This is a genomic window from Gemmatimonadaceae bacterium (genome assembly GCA_036496605.1).
In the GTDB taxonomy this organism is placed as follows: domain Bacteria; phylum Gemmatimonadota; class Gemmatimonadetes; order Gemmatimonadales; family Gemmatimonadaceae; genus AG2.
In genome coordinates this window covers 63,336-86,319 of the sequence record DASXKV010000033.1, presented here as the reverse complement: position 1 = coordinate 86,319, position 22,984 = coordinate 63,336, and the positions used below count along the sequence as shown (strand labels likewise).

The following is a 22,984-nucleotide window of genomic DNA, read 5'->3' as shown; positions in this document are numbered from 1 at the left end:
AGCGGTTTCCGCCGTTCAACTCCCGATCCTGAGCTTGAAAACTCCTCGACCGCCGGTCGACACACCATACGAGATCGTCAAGGGCCCCAGCGGCGTATCGGCGGCGATGCCGATGTCGGCCCCACTGACCCAGCCTTCTGCTTGTGCGGTTTCCGGCGATGTCGTGGGCTCCGCGACGAGTTGCGTCCAGCCGCGGCCGGCGTCGAAACGCCAATAGAGCGAACCGATGAAATCGTGAGAGAGCGCTACGCTCGCGAAGGCCATGCGGTCACCGCGGCGCTCGCCGGTCATCAGGCCTGGGAATCCGCCGACACCGCCGAGGACGGGCTCCGCCGAGAGCGGCAGATCGTTTCCGCCGCCTAACGCGCCACGCGTCCGCACGTAGAAGCCCGCGCGCTCGCTGATGAGGTCTACGGATAGGAGGCCGCGGCGATAGCGATTCGTGACGAGCAGCTCACCGGCAATCGCAGGAATGGAGCTCTGATCCGGACCACTCGTGCGCGCGGCGAAGAGTCTGGCGGCGCGCAGGAGTCCACCTGTCGCGTTGTCAGAGACCATGTTGGGCTGGCCTTCGTTGTCGAACCACACATGCTCGACGGGTCCGACGGCGGTCTGCCAGCCGCCGCTGAATGTGGCGGTGCCCCCGAGGAACGCGAAGAGATCCCGCGTCGCCGGACTCGAGATCTCGTGACCGTCCGTGTCATACAGGCGAATCGTCTGCCGGATGCCGGTCACGCTAAGCACCGGGCGCATGAGGTCCCGCGTCAGCATCGACCAGGGCGGCTCGTCGAAGCGAGGATCGGGCAGCAGTTCGGTGAGACTACCGGGGCGTGCCGGATTTTCGGCGCGCAGCGGATGGCGTCGTAGCGCCGTTGCGACCAGGAACAGCTCCTGACGCCACTCGCTCACACTCATCGCGCCGCTGATCGCGAAACGGCCTTCGGCAAGCGCGCTGTTCGTCGAGCCGAGCGACGCGATGAGTCCATCGTGGCTGTCGTATGCGAGGCCGACGCCAGCAATGCGACCAGGCGCGATCGTCGCAACCGGCGCGAAAGTCAGCCGGCCGACGCCAGTCGATAAGTCACTCAGCGAGTCGGGACCCGACAGGAGTCGGCGGGGATTGAGCCAGACGCTTTCGTAAACGGCTTCGTTCATGAGGCGGGTAAGCCGGTCGGCGACGCGCCGTTCGTCGCTCGACGGCGCGCTACTGCGCCGCCCTGCCTGGCCGTGCGGGGAACAGCCGGCGAAGATCTCGCGAGCTGCCTTGTAGCCGTTGGCGCGGAGCGGCTCGATCGCCTCGCGGGAGAAGTTGAGGAGACCGAAGGCGTCGACAGACGGCTTGATATTGACGTCCCCCGCCTCGAGGGTGTACGGCCGCTGCGTGAAGAGAAAATCGAGCAGATAGCTGAGCATGCCAGCCGTCGACTGCGCGTCGAGCGTGCGGCCGGCGAGCGTCCCGACGTCCGAGACGATGACGCGTCCGGGCCGCGCTTCGCGCGCGACGCCAACGGGGACGTTGGCGGAGAGTCCACCGTCAATGAGCATATGCTCATCGACGACGACCGGCGCGAAGACGATCGGGATCGCCGCGCTGGCACGCACGGCCTGCGCGAGATCGCCACGACGCAGCACGACCGGCGTGCGGCTCTGCATGTCGGTGGCCACCGCGATGAAAGGGATGGGAAGGCGACCGAACTCGCCGCCGGCGGCCATGTTCCCGCGCAACAGAATCTCGTCGAAGAGCGCGTTGACCTGTCGCTCCCGAGCGGCCGGGCTCTGCAAGCGGACGCTGGCGCCGTATTGCTCGATGACGAAGGCCGGCGATTGGGTCACGATCGGCGTCGAGGGATCACCGGCCGTGATGAACGCCGTCGGCGGATACCGCCGAAAGAGCTCGTCGAGGGGAATCCGCCTCACGAGTGAATCGATCTGCTTGCCCGACATGCCGCTGGCGTAGAGCGCGCCGATGAGCGCGCCGATGCTCGTCCCGACGACGAGGCTGGGGCGGATGCCGAGGCTGTCGAGCACCTCGAGGACGCCGATGTGCGCGATGCCGTGCGCGCCACCGCCGGAGAGCACGAGCGCGATTGGCTCGTTGGCCTCGGCCATCGCGCACGCGTTTTCCGCGGTCGAGCGGCCGGTCGCGGTCGGCTGCTGAGCAGCCAACGGAACGGCAACGGCGAGCAGGGCGATCCCCAAGCGCATTAGTTTTGCCAGAGTCGCGCCGTCATCTCCTGAGGATAGCATGGCCACACTAATGTCGCATGTTGCAACGGTCGACGTCGAGTTGCGCATCAACTCGACGTCCAGGCAGCTGACCATCGATCCACGCACGACGCTGCTCGACGCGTTACGCGAACACCTCGGTCTCACCGGCTCGAAGAAAGGCTGCGATCATGGTCAGTGCGGTGCATGCACGGTCCACATCGACGGACGACGCGTGCTCTCGTGCCTGACGCTCGCCATCTCGGCGCAGGGCAGGGCCATCACCACGATCGAGGGACTCGCCAAGGGCGAGCAGTTGCATCCGATGCAGCAGGCCTTCGTCGATCAGGACGGCTTCCAGTGCGGCTACTGCACGCCTGGCCAGATCATGTCCGCGGTCGCGCTGCTCGGCGAGCGCTGCGGGCCTAACGACGACGACGTACGCGAATCGATGAGCGGCAATCTCTGCCGCTGCGGCGCGTATCCGAACATCATCGCCGCGATTCAGTCCGTGCGCGGTGACTCGCGATAGGCCGGTCATGCAGCCTTTTTCCTACAGCGTGGCGGGAGACGTGCGAGCGGCATCGCGTTTGGCGCTCGAGGATCCGCGCTCGCGCTATCTGGCCGGCGGCACGACGCTGGTGGATCTGATGAAGCTCGACGTCGAGCAGCCGACCCAGCTCATCGATATTTCGAAGTTGCCGCTCGCCGAGTTGGCGATTCTGGGCGACGGCGGCGTCCGGATCGGCGCGATGGTGCGGAATTCCGACCTTGCGCATAACGAGGCCGTGCGCACACGGTATCCCGTGCTCTCGCAAGCGGTCCTGGCTGGCGCATCCGGACAGGTGCGCAACATGGCGACCACCGCCGGGAATCTGCTGCAACGCACGCGCTGTTCCTATTTCCGCGACACCGCAACGCCGTGCAACAAGCGCGATGCGGGCTCGGGTTGCTCGGCGATCGGCGGCTACAATCGCATGCATGCGGTGCTCGGGACGAGCGATTCGTGCATTGCCACGCATCCCTCCGACATGGCAGTGGCGCTCGTTGCGCTCGACGCGCGCGTGCGCATCCTCGGACCAGGGGGCGAACGCATCATGCGCCTCAGTGAGTTGTATCGGCTTCCGGGTCAGCATCCAGAGCGCGAGACCACGCTCGAGGCAGGAGATCTGATCATGGCGGTCGAGATCCCGCCGCTCCGGTTCGCGTCACACTCGTTGTACTTGAAGGTGCGCGATCGCGCGTCCTTTGCCTTCGCGCTCGCCTCCGCCGCCGTGGCGCTCGACGTGGTGGAAGGCACCGTGCGCGAGGCCCGCGTCGCGTTAGGTGGCGTCGGTACGCGGCCGTGGCGCTCGCCCGAGGCGGAACAGGCGCTGCGCGGACAGCCGGCGAACGTGACGTCATATCGTTGCGCGGCAGACGCTGCACTCGCCGGCGCGCTCCCGCGAACACACAACGCGTTCAAAATCGAGCTCGCGCGCCGAACGCTCGTGCGCGCACTCCTGCGACTGGAGGGCCGATGACGACGCCCAACGCCGAACAGCGCGGCGTGGTCGGCACGCCGATCAATCGCGTCGATGGCCGGCTCAAGGTCACCGGCACGGCGCGATATGCGACGGAGTTTCCGCTCAGCGACATCACCTATGCCGTGATCGTGCAAAGCGAGATCGCACGCGGCACGATCGAGCGCCTGGACACCAGCGCGGCCGAACAGCTTGCCGGCGTGCTCGCCGTGATGACGCCGGACAACACGCCCAGCCTCGAGAGTCTCGCGAAGTTCGCGCGTGAAGGAGGGACGGGAACCCCGCCAACAGGCCGGTCGCTCTCGCTGTTGCAAGACAATCTTGTTCACTACAATGGGCAGCCAATCGCGCTGGTGATCGCCGAGAGCGTCGAGGTCGCGATGCACGCCGCATCGCTGATTCGCGCGACATACCACGCCGACACCCCGGTCGTCGACATGGCAATGGCGCTGCCGTCGGCGTATCCGCATACGCAGAAGATCTTCGGCCGCTTTCCGCCGAAATCGCTGCGCGGCGACATCCAGGCGGGACTCGCCGTGGCCCAGGTGCGCATCGATCAGGTGTACACGACGCCGATGGAGACGCACAACCCGATGGAGATGCATGCGACGATCGCGGCGTGGGATGGCGACAGGCTCACGCTCTGGGATTCGACGCAAAATGTATACGGCGTTCGCGGCGTGGCCGCAAACGCGTTAGGCATCGCGCCAGACCATGTCCGCGTCATATCGCACTTCATCGGCGGCGCTTTCGGCGGGAAAGGATCGGCGTGGTCACACGTCCTGCTCGCGGCGATGGCCGCGCGGCAGGTTGGTCGGCCCGTGAAGCTTGCCCTGACGCGGCGTCAGATGTTCGGTCCCGTCGGGGGACGACCCTACACCGTCCAGTACGTGACCCTTGGTGCAACTCGTGACGGGACGTTCACGGCGATACGACACGACACCAAGGCCAGCACGTCGATGATCGAGGATTGGCTGGAATCCGCGGGGCTCGCCACGCGCATTCTCTACGAATGCCCGAATGTGGAGACGAATCACCACCTGGTGAAGCTCAACGTCGGGACGCCGACGTTCATGCGAGCGCCTGGTGAGGCGCCGGGACTGTTCGCGCTGGAGTCCGCGATCGACGAGCTGGCCTACGCACTCGACATGGATCCCATCGCGCTCCGGTTGAAGAACCACGCCGATACCGATCCAGAGAGTGGCAAGCCATGGTCGAGCAAGTCGCTCGAGGCGTGTTACACGTTAGGCGCGGAGCGCTTTGGCTGGTCGCGTCGGCAGCCCATGCCGCACTCGATGCGGGAGGGCCACTGGCTGGTGGGGATGGGTATGGCGACGGCGACGTATCCGGCGCAACGCATGCCCGCGTCCGCGGAAGTGTGCATCTCCGCCGACGGTCGCGTCGTCGTGAGGGCGGCGTCGCACGATCTGGGAACGGGGACCTACACGGTTCTCACGCAGCTCGCTGCCGACGCCATCGGCGTCCCACTCGAGTGTGTGACCGTCGAGCTGGGCGACACGAATCTCCCTCAGAATCCGATCTCGGCGGGCTCGATGACGGTCGCGAGTACGGGCTCGGCGGTACACCTCGCGGCGATGGCCGCGCGCGACCAGCTCGTGCAGCTCGCCGTGAGGGATCCGGAATCGCCACTGCACGGCGCGCGGCACGAAGAGGTCCTCATCGAGGAGGGGTGCCTAACGGCACGCGACAACGAGTGCGGCGAGTCGATGCGGATGCTGCTGGCGCGACATGACGGCCACCCGATCCAGGGCAAGGCCGAGGCGAAGCCAGGCGACGAAAGGCAACGATACGCAATGCACTCGTTCGGCGCTGTATTCGTCGAAGTGCGCGTCGACCCTGATCTCGGGACGATCCGGGTGTCGAAAGTGGTCGGCGCGTACGGTGTTGGCCGGGTGCTGAACCCGAAGACCGCGCGCAGCCAGTTGATCGGGGGGATTACTTACGGAATTGGCATGGCGCTGCTGGAGCACACTGTCACCGATTTTCGGAGTGGACGTTACGTGAATGCCGACATTGCGGAGTACCATATCCCCGTCCACGCCGACGTCCCGCCGATGGAGATCCTGTTTGTCGACGAGCGAGACGAACACGTCGGCCCGATCGGTGCGAAGGGGATTGGCGAGATCGGAATGACCGGCGTGGCGGCGGCGATCGCCAATGCCGTGTACCACGCTACGGGTGTGCGCGTCCGTGACTTGCCGATCACGCTGGACAAGTTGCTCGGCTCTTCCGTTTAGTATCCTCGAACGTCACGTGCTGGCTCCCCCTTCCATGAGGTACCGGCCATGAACGGCACCACCGCGGTTGCACCACGACGGATCGCTCTTGCGCTCACTCTCATTCGCCTCATCGTCGGCATCGTCTTTCTGGTTCATGGATCGCAGAAGCTGTTCGTGTTCGGAATCGGCGGCATCACCGGCTTCTTCTCGCAGATGGGTATTCCGCTCCCGATGATTGCGGGCCCGGTGGTGACGTTCGTCGAATTGCTCGGCGGGATCGCGTTGATTCTCGGCATCTTCACCCGCGTCGCGGCGATTCTGCTCGCGATCGACATGTGCGGTGCGATTCTGTTCGTGCACGGGAAGAATGGCTTCTTTCTGCCGAACGGCTTCGAGTACGCACTGACGCTGTTGACTGCGAACATCGCGTTGGCGATCGGCGGACCGGGCGAGTACGCGGTGGAGAGTCGGTTCATGGGACGCGGCGTGTGACCAGCGGGTCATCCTGAGCGAAGCGAATGGCCGAATACGGCATCCATCCCCCAGGTTATCGTTTGCCTAACGAGACGCACCTCGGCCGGGTGCGGCTCCAGGTGAGCGATCTCGCGCGCTCGCTCGCCTACTACGAGCGCGTTCTCGGCTTGCGGGTGATCGAGAAGAGCGATGGGCATGTCGTGCTCGGTGCCCACGGGGACGACCGGCCGCTCGTCGAGCTCAAAGAATTACGCGGGGCGAAGCCGGTGCCGCGGAGAGGCCGCATCGGCCTGTATCACTTTGCGATCCTTCTCCCCGATCGTCCGTCGCTCGGTCGCTTCCTCGCCCATCTGGAAGAACTCGGCGCGTACGCCGGTATGTCCGATCATTTCGTGAGCGAGGCCATCTATCTGACCGATCCGGACGGACTCGGGATCGAGGTCTACGCTGACCGGCCACGCTCGGCGTGGAAGAATCACGACGGGCAACTGGTGATGACGACGGTTCCGCTCGACGTTGCGAGCGTATTGCACGCGGCAGCGGAGAGCGCGGACGGCGCCGCGTGGAAGGGCATGCCGCACGGTACCGTGATCGGTCATGTGCATCTCCACGTGGGCGACCTGGAGAGTGCAGCCGAGTTTTATCATGGCGCACTCGGACTCGACAAAACAGTGTGGAATTATCCAGGCGCGCTCTTTCTTTCGGCTGGTGGGTATCACCATCATCTCGGTACGAATACGTGGGCAGCTGGGGCGCCACCGGCCGGGGCGGAGGATGCGCGGTTGCTGGAATGGGAGGTGTTGGTGCCGAGTGTGGCCGACGCCGACGCGGCGGCCCGGAGCCTAACAGCCGCTCGAAGCAATGTCCGAAGTGATCGGGGCGACTGGCTTGCAGCGGACCCGTGGGGTACCGTTGTGCGGATTCGTTCCGAAAAGAACGATCCGTGACAGCGCGCACATCGACGGCGCCAGCGCTTCGGGTCGACGGCTCGTAATCCTACACAGGGGTGAAGAATTCTTTACGTCCGGGGCTCCGAACGGCGGCCGCGAGCAATGCGTTATACGCACACACGCTCCGGACGAACTTCCGGTACTTGTGACCTTCTCGTGAATCAATGACTTACTTGCGCTTTCACGCGCGCGACGCGCGCGCGATTCTATATGCGGCCGCATGCACTGCGTCGGCCTGCTCGAAGCCCCAGAATCGCCCTCAGCGACCGGCGGTTGCGGTCGCCGTCACTTCGGCGCGTCGCGCACCCGTCCCGTACAACCTCGACGCGAATGGCATCGTGACGCCGATTCAGTCGGCAGCGGTAGCTTCGCAGGTCGATGGGATCATAACTAAAGTCTTTTTCAACGAAGGGCAGGAGGTTTCGCGCGGCCAGCCGCTTTTTCAGGTCGACGAGCGCCCGTACGTGAACGCGTATGAACAAGCACTCGCGACCTTGGCACGCGATAGCGCCACGGCGGCTAACGCGAGGAAGGAGGTCGCGCGGTACGCGCGGTTGGTCGAGCAACGCTACGTCACGAAGGAGGAGGGGGATCAGCTCGAGGCGACGTCAGCCGCGTCCGATGCCACGGTGCGTGCGGACCGCGCGGCGGTCGCGAACGCCAGGTTCAACCTCGAGAACGCCACCGTCCGGGCGCCGATCTCGGGCAAGACGGGGAGTCTCCTGGTGCGTGTCGGGAATCTGGTGCACGCCAACGGCGCGACGGCGCTGGTCACGATCAATCAGGTGCGGCCGATCATGGTCCGGTTTGCGGTCCCAGCGGCTCAGCTCCCGTTGATTCTGCAATATGGCGCACGTGGCGGTCTTCCGGTGACCGCGATTCCTGGCGGTGCGGCGAACTCGAACTCGGCTGACTCGTCAACTGGGACGCCGGTCGATGCGCCGGCGCAGCTCACGCCGGCCGGTGGATCGGGGACGAAGCTGCAGGGTGGGGCGAGCGACGATCCGCCGCCGAGCGTGGGGCCGATTGTGGCGGCACCGTCGCAGGGTACGTTGAGCTTCATCGACAACGCCGTCGACACGACGACTGGCACGGTGACGCTCAAAGCGACGTTCGCGAACACCGACGGCTCGCTCTGGGCGGGGCAATTTGCGTCGACGACGCTACGGCTGTTCGTCGAGCAGAACGCGCTGGTCGTGCCGACACAGGCAGTGGTCACGGGTCAGCGCGGCACCTACGTGTACGTCGTCGACGGCGATACGGCGAGGCAGCGGCCGGTGTCGATCGAGCGGACGGCCGGCGGCATCGCGATCGTCGCCAGTGGACTCACCGACGGCGCGCGCGTCGTGACGGACGGGCAGTCGCGACTGACGCCGGGCGCCCGCGTGCTCATTCGCTCGCCTAACGACTCGGCAGGTGGTGGCGCGGCGGCGGGACAGGTGGGCGGCCGCGGCGGCCGGCGGCGCGCGAAGGGATGAAGTTGGTGATTGGTGGTTGGTGATTGGTGGTCGGTGAAGTCGATCGGCAACCAACAACCAGCAACCAGGTACCAGCACCAAGCACCAATTCGAGGACCCATTGAGCCTAACGAATCTCTTCATCAAGCGACCCGTCATGACGACGTTGCTCATGATCGGGATTCTGGTGTTCGGGATCGTCTCCTACCGGCAGCTGCCGGTGAGCGACCTGCCAACGGTGGATTATCCGACGATCGGCGTCGGCGCGAACTCACCGGGCGCGAGCCCGGAGACGATGGCGGCTACCGTCGCGACGCCGCTCGAGAAGGCGTTCTCCGCGATCGCCGGAATCGACGAGATCACGTCGAACTCGAGCCTCGGCTCGACGAACATCACGTTGCAGTTCTCGCTCGATCGCGACCTCGAGAGCGCGTCGCAGGACGTGAACGCGGCGATCTCGAAGACGATGCCGTATCTGCCGTCGAACATGCTTCCGCCGTCGGCACACAAGCACAATCCGTCATCGGCGCCGATTCTCTTTCTCGCGCTCACGTCGAACGTGCTGCCGCTGACGCAGCTCGACGAGTATGCTGAGACGACGATCGCGCAACGGCTGTCGATGGTCGAGGGGGTGGCGCAGGTCGGCGTCTGGGGCTCGGCGAAGTACGCAGTGCGCGTGCAACTCGACCCGCAGCAGCTCGCGTCGCGTGGAATAGGCGTGTCGCAGGTCGCCAACGCGATCCGACAGAACAATGTGATGCTGCCGACGGGAGTGCTGTATGGACCGGACAAGACCCTGACTGTCCAGGCCACTGGTCAGATGAGCAACGCTGATCAGTTCCGGCGTCTGATCGTGACGTACAAGAATGGCGCTGCGGTGCGGCTTGGCGACCTCGGGACGGTTCAGGACGACATTCAGAACAACAAGACGGCGAGCTGGGTTGGCGGCGAGCGCTCGATCGGCTTGGCGGTAGATCGCCAACCGGGCACGAATACCGTCGCGGTGGCGACTGCGGCTAAGGCGGCCCTGGCCGAGATCGAGAAGGGGTTGCCACCAACGCTAAAGCTTCGCGTGCAGTACGATCGCTCGGTGTCGATCGAGCAGTCGGTCAGCGATGTGAAGCTATCGCTGCTCGTCGCCCTGGCGCTCGTCATACTCGTGATCTTCCTCTTCCTGCGCAACGTGGTCGCAACTCTCATCCCGACGCTGACGCTGCCGATGTCGATCATCGGCACCTTCTCGGTGATGAAGGTCTTGGGTTTCAGTATCGACAACCTGTCGCTGATGGCGCTCACGCTCGCTGTGGGATTTGTCGTCGACGATGCGATCGTGATGCTGGAGAACATCGTGCGGCACGTCGAGATGGGACGTCAGCCGATGGAGGCTGCTCTCGAGGGAGCGCAGGAGGTTGGGTTCACGATTCTCTCGATGACGCTGTCGCTCGCGGCGGTCTTCATCCCGCTCATGTTCATGGGCGGCATCATCGGCCAACTGTTCAAGGAATTTGCGATCACGATCGCCGTCGCGATCCTCGTCTCGGGCTTGGTATCACTCACGCTCACGCCGATGCTGTGCAGTCGGTTGCTCAAACCGCACGGCGCACAGCAGCACGGACGTCTCTTTCTCGCGACCGAACGGTTGTTCGACGCCTCGCTGGGCGCGTATGAGCGAAGTCTCAGTTGGATCATGACGCACCGGCCGGTGGCGCTTGTGTTTTCCGCGGCAGTCCTGGTGTTCACGGTCGTGTTGTGGGTCGTGATCCCGAAAGGCCTTTTCCCACCGGATGACACGGGCCAGCTGAACGCGACAGCAGAGGCGTCACAGGGGACTTCCTATCCGGAGATGCTTCGCCTCGTGCAGATCGCGATGCGGCGGCTCGACCGCGACACCGACATCGCGTCGTTCACCGTGAACGTCGGTGGCGGGATGGGCTCCAGTAATCAGGCACAGTTCAACCTGACATTGAAGCCCGAGGGTCAGCGGCCGAGCGCGGACATGATGGTGAACGAGTTGATGCGGCGCATGTCCGGCATTCCCGGACTGGCGTTTTATGTGCAGAATCCCCCGGCGATCCGCATCGGCGGTCGGTCCGCGAAGAGTCAGTATCAGTTCACCTTGCGGGGTCCGGACATCGACGAGCTGTATCGGCAAGCGTCGCGGTTCATGACGCTACTCGAGCGCGAGCCGATGCTGACCGGAGTGACATCGGACCTCCTCAACCGGAGTCCGCTGTTGAAGGTGCACATCGATCGGGCGCGGGCGCTGTCGTTAGGTGTAACGCCGCAGGCGATCGAACAGGCACTGGCGAACGCCTTCAACCAGCAGCAGATCTCGACGATCTATACACCGACGAACGAATACTGGGTCGTGATGGAGACGGTGCCGAGCGCGCAGCTCGACGCGCACTCGCTGGAACAGTTCTTTGTCCCGGCGGCCGGGGGCAAGCAGGTACCGCTCACGGACGTGGCCTACTTCGAGCACACGACGGGACCCTTGAGCGTTGCCCATTCGGGGCAGATGGCGTCGGTGACGCTCTCGTTCAATCTGGCGCCTAACGTGTCGCTCGGCGCGGCGGTCGATGGCGTGAACCGCCTCGCGCGGCAGAATCTGCCGGCGACGATCACGACGGGCTTCTCTGGCCAGGCGCAGGCGTTCGAGGCGTCACAGAAAGGACTGGGGCTGCTGCTCCTGATCACGGTGTTCGTGATCTACATCATCCTCGGGATCCTGTACGAGAGCTTTATTCATCCGATAACCATCCTTACAGGTCTACCCTTCGCGGCCTTCGGCGCGTTGTTCGCCCTGTGGGTCGCGCACCTCGAGCTCGGTGTGTACGGGTACGTCGGGATCGTGATGCTGATCGGGATCGTGAAGAAGAACGCGATCATGATGATCGATTTCGCGATTGCGCGAGAGCGCGCGGAGCGAGTGTCGCCGGCCAAGGCGATCGTCGAGGCGGCGAGCGTGCGGTTCCGGCCGATCATGATGACGACAGTCTCGGCGATCGCGGGTACGCTGCCGATCGCGATCGGCGTCGGCGCGAGCGCGGCGTCGCGGCGGCCGTTAGGCATCGCGGTTGTTGGTGGATTGGCGTTCTCGCAGATCGTGACACTGTACGTGACGCCGGTGTTCTACACCTATCTCGACGAACTGCAGGCGTGGGCTGGTAAAACCCTGCGCCGGCGCGCCGCGACGGGCGAGCTCGCGCCGGTTGGTGCGGATTGACTTTAACTATGTCATCCTGAGCGGAGCGAAGGATCTCTGTCTCGTGATAGGAGCCGGCTCCGGGTAAAGGAAACTAGAACCTTCGTCGCTGACGCTCCTTCAGGGTGACAGGAGGGCTCTCGGTTCGCTCAGGATGACAGTTTCGGTGATATGAATCTCACGACTGTCTTCATTAAACGCCCGGTCATGACGACGCTCGTCATGATCGCGATTCTGGTCTTCGGCATCGTTGCCTACCGGCAGCTGGCGGTGAGCGATCTGCCGAACGTGGACTTCCCCACGATCACGGTGAGCGCCACGCTTCCGGGGACGAGCCCGCAGACGATGGCGGCCACGGTCGCGACGCCGCTCGAGAAGGAATTCTCGACGATCGCCGGCATCGACAACATGACGTCGACGTCGAGCCTCGGACAATCGCAAATCGTCATTCAGTTCGCTCTCGATCGGAACATCGACGCGGCTGCGCAGGACGTGCAGGCGGCAATCGCGCAGACTATCAGACAATTGCCGCAGGGCATCATCCCGCCTTCTTATCAAAAGACTAATCCCGCAGATGCGCCAATTCTTACTTTGGCGCTGACGTCGAACGAGGTGCCGTTATCCACGCTCGACGAGTTCGGTGAGACGACACTCGCGCAGCGGCTCTCGATGGTTGGCGGCGTGGCGCAGGTGCTCGTCTATGGCGCGCAGAAGTACGCGGTTCGGATCCAGCTGGATCCGTCACAGCTCGCGACGCGCGGCATTGCGCTCGAGGACGTCGCCACGGCCGTGACGAACCAGAACGTCAACATGCCGACGGGCGTGCTCTGGGGACCCAAGACGGCACTCACGATTCAGGCGACGGGCCAGCTCGACAACGCCCTCGCGTTCAAAGACATGATCGTCGCGTATCGCAATGGCGCACCTGTGCACCTGAGCGAGCTGGGACGGATCACCGACGACGTGCAGAACAACAAGACGGCGAGCTGGTACGATGGCGCGCGGTCGATCGTGTTGGCGATTCAGCGACAGCCTGGAACCAACACCGTCGATGTCGCCAATCGCGTGAAGGCAGCTCTCACGAAACTGCAAACCGAGATCCCGCCGTCAGTCAAAGTCTCGACGCTCTACGATCGGTCGGCCACGATCGAAGCCTCCGTGAAAGACGTCACGTTCACGCTCGAGCTGACGTTGCTGCTCGTCGTCCTCGTCATCTTCCTGTTCCTCCGGAACATCTCGGCGACGGTGATCCCCAGCCTCGCACTGCCGATGTCGATCATCGGGACCTTCTCGGTGATGTATCTGCTGAACTACAGTCTCGACAACCTCTCGCTCATGGCTCTGACGCTCGCCGTCGGCTTCGTGGTCGATGACGCGATCGTCATGCTCGAGAACATCGTTAGGCATCTCGAGATGGGAAAGGCAAGGATGCAGGCGGCGATCGATGGAGCGGCCGAGGTCGGCTTCACGATTCTGTCGATGACGTTGTCGTTGGCAGCCGTCTTCATCCCGTTCCTGTTCATGGGCGGCATCATCGGCAAGCTGTTTCATGAGTTTGCGGTGACGATCGGCGTCGCGATCCTCGTGTCCGGCTTCGTTTCGCTGACGTTGACACCGATGTTGTCGAGCCGGTTCCTGCGCTCGGAGCACGAGCGCACGCATGGTCGGATGTATGCGGCCACCGAGCGATTCTACGACCGCACGTTAGGCGTATACGAGCGGAGCCTCGCCTGGGTGATGGCGCGCCGGCCGGCGACACTCGTCTTCTCGCTGATCATTCTCGTCGCGACCGGCTGGCTCTTCTTGTCGATGCCAAAAGGGCTCTTTCCGACGGACGACACGGGGCAGTTGCTCGCGACGACGGAGGCCGCGGAAGGCGTCTCGTATGACGCACTTGTCGACCATCAGCGCGACGTGGCGACGGTGATCGCGCGCGACCCCGACGTGCATTCGGTGACCTCGTCGGTCGGCACGACGGCGGCGGCGAATCAGGGGCAGCTCACGATCGATCTCAAGCCGATCGACCAGCGCAATCGCAGCGCCGACGAGATCGCACGCGACCTCACGAAGCTCGTCCAGAGCGTGCCCGACATTTCCGTGTTCATCCAGAATCCGCCGGCGATCTCGATCGGCGGCTTGGCGTCGAAGAGTCTCTACCAGTACACGCTGCAGAGTGGCGACATCAACACCCTCAATACGGCGGCGCGCGAGCTGGAGTCGCGACTCCGCCAGCAGCCGGCGCTCACCGATGTCACGAGCGACCTCCTGATCGAGAATCCGCAGGTTACCGTCGACATCGATCGTGAGACGGCCGGCCAGCTCGGGGTGTCGGCGATGGAGATCGAGAACACGCTGTACGACGCCTTCGGCCAACGGCAGGTGTCGACGATCTACACTTCGACGAACGAATACTGGGTGGTGATGGAGCTCTTGCCACAGTTCCAGAGCGACATTCCGTCGTTGGGGAAGCTCTGGGTGCGTTCGAGCCGTGGCCCGCTCGTCCCGCTCAGCACCGTCGCCAAGTTCGTGAACAGCGTTGGGCCCGTGACCGTGAACCACTCCGGCCAGCTGCCCTCGGTGACGATCTCGTTCAATCTGGCAAACGGTGTCTCGTTAGGTACCGGCCTCCAGACCGTGACGCGCGAAGCGTCGCAGGCGCTGCCCGCAACCGTTGCCGCCGGATTCTCCGGACTCGCCGAAGCATTCGTGACGACACAGCAGGGCCTCATCATGCTGATGATCCTTGCGGTATTCGTGATCTATGTGATTCTTGGCGTGCTGTACGAGAGCTTCATTCATCCAGTGACCATTTTGTCGGGTCTGCCGTTCGCTGCCTTCGGCGCGCTCGTCACCTTGATCATCTGTGGCCTGGATCTGGACATCTATGGTTTCGTCGGGATCATCATGTTGATCGGTATAGTCGAGAAGAACGCGATCATGATGATCGACTTCGCGATCGAGGCGCAGCGCGCGGGGAATCGGTCGCCGGCGGACGCGATTCTCGAAGCCGCGAGCGTGCGTTTCCGGCCGATCATGATGACGACGATGGCGGCGCTGATGGGTGCGATTCCGATCGCCGTGGGTTGGGGTGCCGGCGCATCGACGCGTCGCCCGTTAGGCGTGGCGGTCGTCGGCGGCCTCGCGTTCTCGCAGCTCGTGACGCTGTACGTGACGCCGGTCTTCTACACGTACCTGGATGAGCTGCAGCAACGATTCTCGCGAAGACGGGCACGCGCCGCCGCTCCTGCCGCGGCGCCGGAGTCCGCGCCGGCGTAGCGAGGGGTGACGGAGCGCCAATGGGCGCGCCAAATTGAGCGCGTGAACCATGTCCGCTTTTCTCCCCTCGGCGACCGCGCGCTGTTGATCCATCTTGGCGATACGATCGACGAGAAGACACATCGCCTGGTGCGAGCCGTCTGCGCGCGATTGGAGGCCGAGCAGCTCGAGGGCCTGGTCGAACTCGTTCCGGCTTTCGCGAGTGTCGCCGTTCATTACGATCCGCGCCGTGCGCCTAACGGTGATGCCGAGGCGTCGCCGTACCGACGATTCGCTGCCGCCGTCGAGGAGAGCCTGCACGATCTCGCTCTCGATGCCATTCCTCTCGCGCACACGGTGGAGATCCCCGTGTGCTATGGCGGTAAGTATGGTCCCGACCTCGAGGAGGTGGGCCGCCAACACGCTCTCACGGCGGACGAGGTGGTCCAGTTGCACAGCGGGGCGAGGTATCGCGTCTACATGCTTGGTTTTGCGCCGGGCTTCGCATACCTCGGAGGACTGCCCGACGCGATCGCGACGCCGAGGCGAGCCGAACCCCGCACGGCGGTGCCCGCGGGGTCCGTCGGCATCGGCGGGAGCCAGACGGGCATCTATCCACTCACGTCGCCCGGCGGGTGGCAGCTGATCGGCCGGACGCCGGTCCGGCTGTTCGACGCCACCCGCGAGCCACCGACGCTGCTCTCGGTCGGCGACATCGTGACGTTTCGCGGCGTGTCACCTAACGAGTACCACGAGCGCACGCGGGCGTGAACTGTCGCGTGCTGCATCCGGGAATGTTCGCGACCGTGCAGGACGGCGGCCGGCGCGGCCATCAGCGCGAGGGAATTCCGGTGGCCGGCCCGATGGACGAGCTCTCGCTTCGGGTCGGGAACCTCCTCGTCGGCAACGACGAGGACGCGGCCGCGCTCGAGCTCACCCTCGTTGGACCGACGGTTCGCTTCGATGAGAATGCGCTCATCGCGCTCTCCGGTGCCGACCTCGGGATCTCGGCGCATGGCACGCCACTCCCGCTCTGGCGTCCCGTCTGCGTGCCCGCGGGGACGACGGTGAGCGCCACGTCGGCGGTTCGCGGCTGCCGGGGCTACCTCGCAGTCGCCGGCGGCTTCGATGTGCCCCCGGTGCTCGGCAGCCGTTCGACATATGTGCGCGCCGCGTTAGGCGGTTTGGAAGGCCGCGCGCTGCGTCGCGGTGACGAGCTGCCGGTCGGCAAGTCGAGCGAGCTGTCGCGCCGCATTGCGGCCGCGGTGCAGGCGGGCCGCATGAATGATCGCGTCCCAATCGCAAAATGGGGCCTTTCGGCCGCGCTGATTCCATTTTACTCCTCGTCGGCCGTGATCCGGGTGGTCGAAGGCGAGCATGCGCGTCTGCTCACGTCTGAATCACGCGACCGCTTCTGGAGTGGGGAGTTTCGCGTCGGTGCGCAGTCGGATCGCATGGGTTATCGACTCGAGGGTGTTGCGATCGAGCTTTCGGAGCCGACTGAGTTGCTATCGGAGGCTGTCGTCTTCGGTACCGTTCAACTTCCGCCGGGTGGCAACCCGATCGTGCTGATGGCTGACCGTCAGACGACGGGCGGCTATCCACGCATTGGCGAAGTCGCGTCCGTCGACCTGCCGCTGCTGGCGCAGCTCAAGCCCGGCGATCGACTCCGTTTTCGTCCGGTCTCGCTCGACGAGGCACAGCGGCTGTACCTTGCGCGCGAAAGCAACATCAGACAAGCGCGCGCCGCGATCGCGCTGCACCACCACTGAGGAGAGCGATGCAGGTCGATATCAACTGCGACATGGGGGAAAGTTTCGGTGCGTACGAGATCGGTGCCGACGACGACGTCCTGCAGCATGTGACGTCGGCGAACATCGCTTGTGGCTTTCACGCCGGCGATCCCTCGGTGATGCGAACGACGGTCGCGAACGCGCTCGAGCACGGCGTTGCGATCGGGGCTCATCCGGGGTTGCCCGACTTGGTCGGCTTCGGCCGTCGCGCAATGCAGGTGACGCCGCAAGAGGTTTATGATCTCGTCATCTACCAGGTGGGCGCCTTGTGGGGATTCGTCCGCGCCGCTGGCGCCGCGCTTCGACACGTCAAGCCGCACGGGGCGCTGTACAATATGGCCGTGGCGCAACCACCGCTCGCCGACGCGATCGCGCGTGCCGTGCACGACGTGGATTCACGGCTCATCCTCTTCGGACTCGCCGGAAGCGTGATGTTGAAGGCTGCGGAGCGCGCGGGCATTGCCGCAGCGAGCGAGGCGTTCGCCGATCGGAACTACCTGCACGATGGATCGCTCGTCCCGCGCCAGCGGCCGGACGCGCTCGTGTCCGATGCGAACGAGGGCGTCAGGCGCGTCCTCCGCATGGTGCGCGACGGCGTCGTTGCCGACGTCGATGGCGAGGACATCGCCATCCGCGCCGATACGGTCTGCATTCACGGCGACGGACCCAATGCGGCCGCGATGGCGCGCGCGTTGCGCGCCGGCCTCTCAGCGGCGCGCGTCGACGTGTGCGCGCCTAGCCCGCCGTCGTGAGGAGACGAACGAGCGCGTACCCGACGAGGATGAAGAACATGAGAGACTTGCGCGGATTCATCTGCCGCCACGCACGGAGCCGCGTCCAGAGCTCTCCGCGTTCGCGCGCGATGCGGTAGCGGACCAGCGCGCAAAGTCGCGCGCTCGGGCTCGCGGACGGGACCCGTGCCGCGCCCACGATCGCCCGGCGCTGGTCCGTCGTTAGGCTGGCGCCGCGCGGTGCTCGCTCGATCTCGACCAATGCCTGAGCCAGATGGTACGCTGGACGATCGAAAGGAAGCACCGTCTCCAGTGGCGTCTCTTGCAACAACCGCTCGGCGATGTCGAGATCACCGTCGAGTCCCGCGCCCAGCGCACCCCAAAGCCTCAACCGATAGCCGATGTCCGTCTTGCTACTGAATTTCGCGATGACATGTCGAAGGACCTCGCGAGCCTCCGTGTCCCGACCAGAGTCGAGCAGCGCGATCGTGAAATTCTGCAGCATCCACCATTCAACACGTGCTCGCGTGCGCCAATCCTTCATCCAGCGGGAGGCAACCCACGGCCGTTTGCGACTGAGCAGCACGAAGCCGACCTTCGCCCAAAGCTCATCGTCGCCGCGCCATCGGCGGCAAGTGAAAGCGATAAGGACGATGTGCCAGTCGAGATACCACCCGAAGGCGGTGCGTCCGCCGGTCTGTCCTGCTCGCTCGGCGATTGCCGACAGCAGCTCGTGGATAGCGCGCTTGCCGGCATCGCCCGCGCCGGCGAGCCGACGGTACTCCTTCCAACTCGCCAGGCGACGCCGCCTGATTCGCACGCGAGCCCAGAGCCAAGGCATTGCTGAGTTCCACGTCGGCTCGCGAAGGACGTCGATAATCGCGCGCTCGAGTTTCAGCAACCAGGCTGGCCGCACGATGGCGTCGATCGCCCTGGAGATCGCATTGGCGTCCACGGCAGGATCGCGGCAGAGATCCCGAATGCGGCCGAGGGCCGCGTCGAAATTCGACTGCGCGGCGTCGAGCTCGATACGCGAGACCTCGACATCCGCCGCACTGAGGTACGGACGAAGGATCTCGAGCGTTCGTGCAGCGCCCTCGAAGTCGTGCTCCTCCTGCTGAATGCCGAAGAAGCGCATTCCGGCGAAGAGATAGTCCGGCTCGAGGCGCATCGCACGCTGAAACACCTCCTTCGCTCCGTCGCGGTCACCAAGGCGCTGTTTGAGATCGCCGAGCCAGCCGAGGGGTACGATGTAGGTGGGGGCGAGCCATGCCCAGTGCTTGGCGGCTTCGGCGGCGGCATCGAGCTCGTTCCGCGAGGCGTGCCACTCGACCAACTGCGCCCAACCCCAGGTGTAGCCGGGCGAGCGATCGACGACAGCCAGCATTCGGGTGATCGCGCGCGACATATTGCCACGCTGGGCATCGATCCAGGCCGCGCGCCCTTCGAGATGATCTGGCGCACGCTCGGCGAGAGCCGGAGGCCGGCACGCCTCCTCGGCGTCGCGGAAGCGACGGAGGTGGGTGAGTACCACCGCGCGCATGTCGTGCGCGTCGACGTGTTGCGGATTCACGGCCACGGCGCCGTCCGCGGCGGCAAGGGCGTCCTCGGGCCGTTTGACGCGCAGGGCAAGCTCGGCAAGCCGAATCCACGCCGCCGCTTCGCGCGGGCGAGATTCCGCGAAGGCGCGGGCGGAGTTGAGTGTTTCCTCAATAGCAGCCGCGCCACCCTCGTTCGACCAGTTGGCGAGCACTTGCCAGCCCCAATCGGACTCGGGGTTGATCTGCAGTGCGTGACGCACCGTCTGGACGGCACGCTGTTTCTCGCCAGCGCGGTATATGAGGTGGGCGAGGCGGACGCGGAGGTCCGGCGACAGCGGCGAACGCTTGATCGCGGCCTCGAAAACCTCTCGCGACTCGTCGAGACGATGGGCGCGCTCGAGCGCATCGCCCATGTTCGCAACCGGATCTATCCATTCAGGGCTGAGCTCATGACAGCGGGCGAGTGCAGCGATCTCGTCCTCCGGCTCGAGGCGGGCACGATGTACGAACGCGAGCTCCAACCAGACGCTGGCGATGGTGGCGAATCGCTCGGTCAAACGACGGGCGAGGGCGAGCGCTTCCTCGGTACGCAGGCCGCCCATCTCGGTGAGATGCCTGACGAGTGCCGTGCCGGCCTGCCAGAGGTCAGGTCGTTGCTCGTACAAGCGACGCAACGCGGCGAGCAGCTCATCGGGCGTGAGGATTGCGCGCGCGACCGCTCGAAATGATAGCACGCCGTCGCCGACGACCGGCTGCGTTTCGAGCTGCGACTGTACGAAGCCCAATGCTGATGACCGCGCCTCGAGCGTTTCACCGGAGACGTCCAGCAGGCCCTGGATTGCTTCGGTGGTCGCTGCCAGTTGCGTGATTGCCGCGCGGAAGCATACCGCAGCTTCGGTGAAGCGACCCATGGCCTTGAGGACGTGTCCTCTGACGGACTGTCCCGACGAATGACTCGCCTCGAGCGCGAGCCCTTCGTTCGCTGCCTCGAGTGCCTCTTCGAAATGCGACTGCTGCTTGAGGTTGAGGGCGAGCTCACGCATCGACCACGCATCGGTCCGGTCGATCTCGATCAGCTTGCGCAGGACAGGCTCCCGCACCGTGGCGGGATCGCTCGCACGCCAGTGATACAGGAGCCGATGCAGTCCCGTATGATGCGGGAACTTGGTACAGTAGTTTTGCAGATGCTCAATGGCGGCGTCGCGCGTTGCCGTCTCCGAGAGGAGGAGCGACGTCATACGATGCGCCTCGAGGTCGAGCGGCTTCGATTCGAGGATCTCTCTCCAGTAGCCGAGCGCCTCTTCGTGCTCGCCGCGCAGTCTCGCTTCGCGCGCTGCCTCGGCGAGCCATGCCGCGTGCTTCACGCCGCCCCGCGAGGCATCGAGGTGGAAGCGCGATGCCTCGCCGCGTCCGTATTGCGCGTATTTCGTGGCGGCGAACAGCCGGAGCACGCCATCGTCGGGCCGTCGCTCGATGGCCGCCTCGAGCGCAGTGAAGGCGTCGTCTCCGCGGTCGACATCCTCGAGCGCGCAAAACACCGACATTGCCGGTTGCCCAGACTGCGTGCCCATCCTCTCGTAGCGGGCGCGCAGAAACGCGAGCCCGGTTTCGATCTGCCGTTGCCACCGACAGGCGGCGAAGTATGCCTGCGCAAAATCCTCTCGCATCGGGCTGAGACACGACGCGAATCGATATAGCTCCGCGGCGCCGGCGTGGTGCCCCTGCTGCCATTCGAGATCAGCGAGCAGGCGGATCGCTTCGGGGTTGTCGGGACGGCGACGCAGGACGCGCCGTATCTGATGCAGGGCTTCCGGAAGACGACGGTGGTCCGCCCTGAGCTCGATGGCGTACTCGAGCCAGAGAAGCGCATCGGATCTCGGGTTGGCGCACGCCGTCTCGAGCCATGCCAGGCGATCGGCGCGCGTGGACAGCTGACGCAGGCACTTGAGTCGATTGATCTCGAGTCGCTGATCGTTAGGGAATAGCGCGAGCAATGCGTCAGTTGCGGCGAGATCCTCGCGAACATTCTCGTCGTAGACGGCGATTGCGCGACGCGCGGTGTGCGTCAAGCGATGCGCCGGATCCCTCGTGATCAGGCGCTGATACGATTCGCGGGCCCGCGCACGATCGTGCCGGTCGAGTGCGAGCTGCACCTCGTGATAGAGGTCGTAGAGTTCGTCGTCAGGCAGATGCAGATCGTCGAGCAGCGATGCGTGTTCGGTGGGAACCAGCGCCATTCCACGAGGACCGCTGCTGGCCTGATACGCGAGATAATCGTGGAGGTTGATCTCGATCGTGTGTGGTACGGTTGGATCGCGCACGAGCAGAACGCAGGTCGGCTCGTCGTATCCCATCGCCGCCTGAAGATGTCCCGCTGCCACGTCGCTCGTCGTGAGCGTGAACGGAATGCCCCGGTCGATGACGGCGCGAGCCGACGACCAGTCGACGCGGAACTCCTTCGTCTTCCAACCGTTCGCATTGGCCCAGTTTCGCTCGCTGTAATCGGGCGTCCCATCGTAGCAGATTTCCTCCGCGACCGAGAGGTGCTCGGCCGGGCGATTCCAGAATTGGCTGACGGCAGTGAGTGTTGCGGGCGCGCAGGTCAGATGATGCTGGCGCACGAAGGGCACGGGTATCTCGACGCGTCGCGGCGCGTGGCGCGCAGGATCGACGAAAAACGCGCGAAGATTCTCACCGATGCGTTTGTGATAGGGGTCTTCGAGATGCTCGATGGACTCCATCGCTGCCGTGTAGTCGCCGCGATACATGGCGACGTCGGCGCGTGCACTCGTAAGCCACATGTCGAGCGCCTTCTCGCGTAACGGTGTCAAGCCCTCGAAACGCGCGAGCGCCGCCGGGATCTCATCGTGCAATCTGCGTTGCATGAGGAACCGGATGAGGTGCCCGACGACGTAGCTGCTCTGGGAATCTGGCGCGGCCGATCGAAGTATGTCGAGGGCTTCGTCCGCGCGACCGAGCAGTTGGAGACAGTCGGCCGTGTAGGTGACGAGCGGGGGATATCGCCGGAACCGTGCGAGTCCTTCCTGCGTGGCCGCGAGCGCTTCCGGGTATTTGTCCTGGCTGAGGAAGAGCCCAGTGCGCTCGACGTACCAGTATGGGCGCGATTCCCGCGCCTCGCGCGCGAGTGCCAGGTGATGCTCGGCACGTTCGAAGTCTCTCAACGAGCCGAGGAGCTGTGCGCACTGTCCATGGTAATCGGCGACGACTTCGGCATCATCGATCGGCGGCGCGCCAAAGCGCTGCCGTTCTCGCCATGCGGCCAGCGCGCCGCGACGTTCGTGGACGCGATAGAGGTGATAGTACTGTGCGGTGGCGTGGTGCGGATGGCCGCGAAAGAGGCGAAGGTGTATCAGCATCGAGAGCCGACCAGCCCCCAGGTGCCTCACGAGGCGTCCGGCGAGAATGCGCGGTTCGATGCCCGGCCACTGGTCGACAGGACCGAAGCGCTGCGCGAGCTTCCAGGCGTCGAGGCACTGCCCCTCGTCGTAGAGCGCGAGGATCGCAGGCAGCGAATCTACGAGAGAAGGACTATCGATCGCCGTGGTCATGCCGAAAGATGCGGCATGACGCGGAAAGTGTTAGGTGCTGG

At 64.8% G+C, this 22,984-nt stretch carries 13 protein-coding genes; 11 read left to right on the top strand and 2 right to left on the bottom strand.

Annotated elements, in window-relative coordinates; all coding sequences use genetic code 11:
• Positions 1 to 15: 15 nt before the first annotated feature.
• Complete coding sequence (locus tag VGH98_12390; protein HEY2376767.1) at positions 16 to 2,205, bottom strand: patatin-like phospholipase family protein; 2,190 nt, start codon at positions 2,203 to 2,205, stop codon at positions 16 to 18.
• Positions 2,206 to 2,245: 40 nt separating this feature from the next.
• Here VGH98_12390 and VGH98_12385 point away from each other — a divergent pair, with 40 nt between their 5' ends.
• From VGH98_12385 to VGH98_12335, 11 genes are all read left to right on the top strand, one after another.
• Entirely contained in the window at positions 2,246 to 2,737 is a 492-nt protein-coding gene (locus tag VGH98_12385) for a (2Fe-2S)-binding protein (GenBank protein HEY2376766.1), read from the top strand.
• Positions 2,738 to 2,744: 7 nt separating this feature from the next.
• Positions 2,745 to 3,728 carry a xanthine dehydrogenase family protein subunit M gene (locus VGH98_12380; GenBank protein ID HEY2376765.1) on the top strand — a complete coding sequence of 328 codons (984 nt, stop codon included), beginning with the start codon at positions 2,745 to 2,747 and terminating at the stop codon, positions 3,726 to 3,728.
• Positions 3,725 to 5,986 (top strand): xanthine dehydrogenase family protein molybdopterin-binding subunit, encoded by a 2,262-nt coding sequence (locus tag VGH98_12375; protein ID HEY2376764.1) that lies wholly within the window; start codon positions 3,725 to 3,727, stop codon positions 5,984 to 5,986. Before VGH98_12380 ends, VGH98_12375 begins: the two co-directional genes overlap by 4 nt.
• Before the next feature lie 48 nt (positions 5,987 to 6,034).
• Positions 6,035 to 6,460, top strand: coding sequence for a DoxX family protein (locus tag VGH98_12370; protein ID HEY2376763.1), 426 nt, complete (start codon positions 6,035 to 6,037; stop codon positions 6,458 to 6,460).
• A gap of 26 nt (positions 6,461 to 6,486) precedes the next feature.
• Positions 6,487 to 7,389 (top strand): VOC family protein, encoded by a 903-nt coding sequence (locus VGH98_12365; protein ID HEY2376762.1) that lies wholly within the window; start codon positions 6,487 to 6,489, stop codon positions 7,387 to 7,389.
• A gap of 167 nt (positions 7,390 to 7,556) precedes the next feature.
• Positions 7,557 to 8,870, top strand: a complete 1,314-nt coding sequence (locus VGH98_12360) for an efflux RND transporter periplasmic adaptor subunit (GenBank protein HEY2376761.1) — start codon at positions 7,557 to 7,559, stop codon at positions 8,868 to 8,870.
• 100 nt (positions 8,871 to 8,970) lie between these two features.
• Positions 8,971 to 12,075, top strand: a complete 3,105-nt coding sequence (locus tag VGH98_12355; protein ID HEY2376760.1) for an efflux RND transporter permease subunit — start codon at positions 8,971 to 8,973, stop codon at positions 12,073 to 12,075.
• 150 nt (positions 12,076 to 12,225) lie between these two features.
• Positions 12,226 to 15,330, top strand: coding sequence for an efflux RND transporter permease subunit (locus VGH98_12350; GenBank protein HEY2376759.1), 3,105 nt, complete (start codon positions 12,226 to 12,228; stop codon positions 15,328 to 15,330).
• 42 nt (positions 15,331 to 15,372) lie between these two features.
• A complete protein-coding gene (gene pxpB / locus VGH98_12345; GenBank protein HEY2376758.1) occupies positions 15,373 to 16,080 on the top strand; it encodes a 5-oxoprolinase subunit PxpB in 708 nt (235 codons plus the stop codon).
• Entirely contained in the window at positions 16,077 to 17,081 is a 1,005-nt protein-coding gene (locus tag VGH98_12340) for a biotin-dependent carboxyltransferase family protein (GenBank protein ID HEY2376757.1), read from the top strand. Before pxpB ends, VGH98_12340 begins: the two co-directional genes overlap by 4 nt.
• Before the next feature lie 8 nt (positions 17,082 to 17,089).
• Positions 17,090 to 17,854: a 5-oxoprolinase subunit PxpA gene (locus VGH98_12335; protein ID HEY2376756.1), complete on the top strand. Its 765-nt coding sequence runs from the start codon at positions 17,090 to 17,092 to the stop codon at positions 17,852 to 17,854.
• On the opposite strand, the gene VGH98_12330 is transcribed toward VGH98_12335, so the two are convergent.
• A complete protein-coding gene (locus tag VGH98_12330) occupies positions 17,838 to 22,943 on the bottom strand; it encodes a tetratricopeptide repeat protein (protein ID HEY2376755.1) in 5,106 nt (1,701 codons plus the stop codon). The two genes, VGH98_12335 and VGH98_12330, sit on opposite strands and share 17 nt — an antisense overlap.
• Between the last annotated feature and the right edge of the window lie 41 nt (positions 22,944 to 22,984).

What these genes read in the sequence shown, in the direction of transcription:
- VGH98_12390 (HEY2376767.1), bottom strand. Translation starts at nt 2,205, where the DNA reads ATGCGCTTGGGGATCGCCCTGCTCGCCGTTGCCGTTCCGTTGGCTGCT.
- VGH98_12385 (HEY2376766.1), top strand. Translation starts at nt 2,246, where the DNA reads ATGGCCACACTAATGTCGCATGTTGCAACGGTCGACGTCGAGTTGCGC.
- VGH98_12380 (HEY2376765.1), top strand. Translation starts at nt 2,745, where the DNA reads ATGCAGCCTTTTTCCTACAGCGTGGCGGGAGACGTGCGAGCGGCATCG.
- VGH98_12375 (HEY2376764.1), top strand. Translation starts at nt 3,725, where the DNA reads ATGACGACGCCCAACGCCGAACAGCGCGGCGTGGTCGGCACGCCGATC.
- VGH98_12370 (HEY2376763.1), top strand. Translation starts at nt 6,035, where the DNA reads ATGAACGGCACCACCGCGGTTGCACCACGACGGATCGCTCTTGCGCTC.
- VGH98_12365 (HEY2376762.1), top strand. Translation starts at nt 6,487, where the DNA reads ATGGCCGAATACGGCATCCATCCCCCAGGTTATCGTTTGCCTAACGAG.
- VGH98_12360 (HEY2376761.1), top strand. Translation starts at nt 7,557, where the DNA reads ATGACTTACTTGCGCTTTCACGCGCGCGACGCGCGCGCGATTCTATAT.
- VGH98_12350 (HEY2376759.1), top strand. Translation starts at nt 12,226, where the DNA reads ATGAATCTCACGACTGTCTTCATTAAACGCCCGGTCATGACGACGCTC.
- VGH98_12335 (HEY2376756.1), top strand. Translation starts at nt 17,090, where the DNA reads ATGCAGGTCGATATCAACTGCGACATGGGGGAAAGTTTCGGTGCGTAC.
- VGH98_12330 (HEY2376755.1), bottom strand. Translation starts at nt 22,943, where the DNA reads ATGACCACGGCGATCGATAGTCCTTCTCTCGTAGATTCGCTGCCTGCG.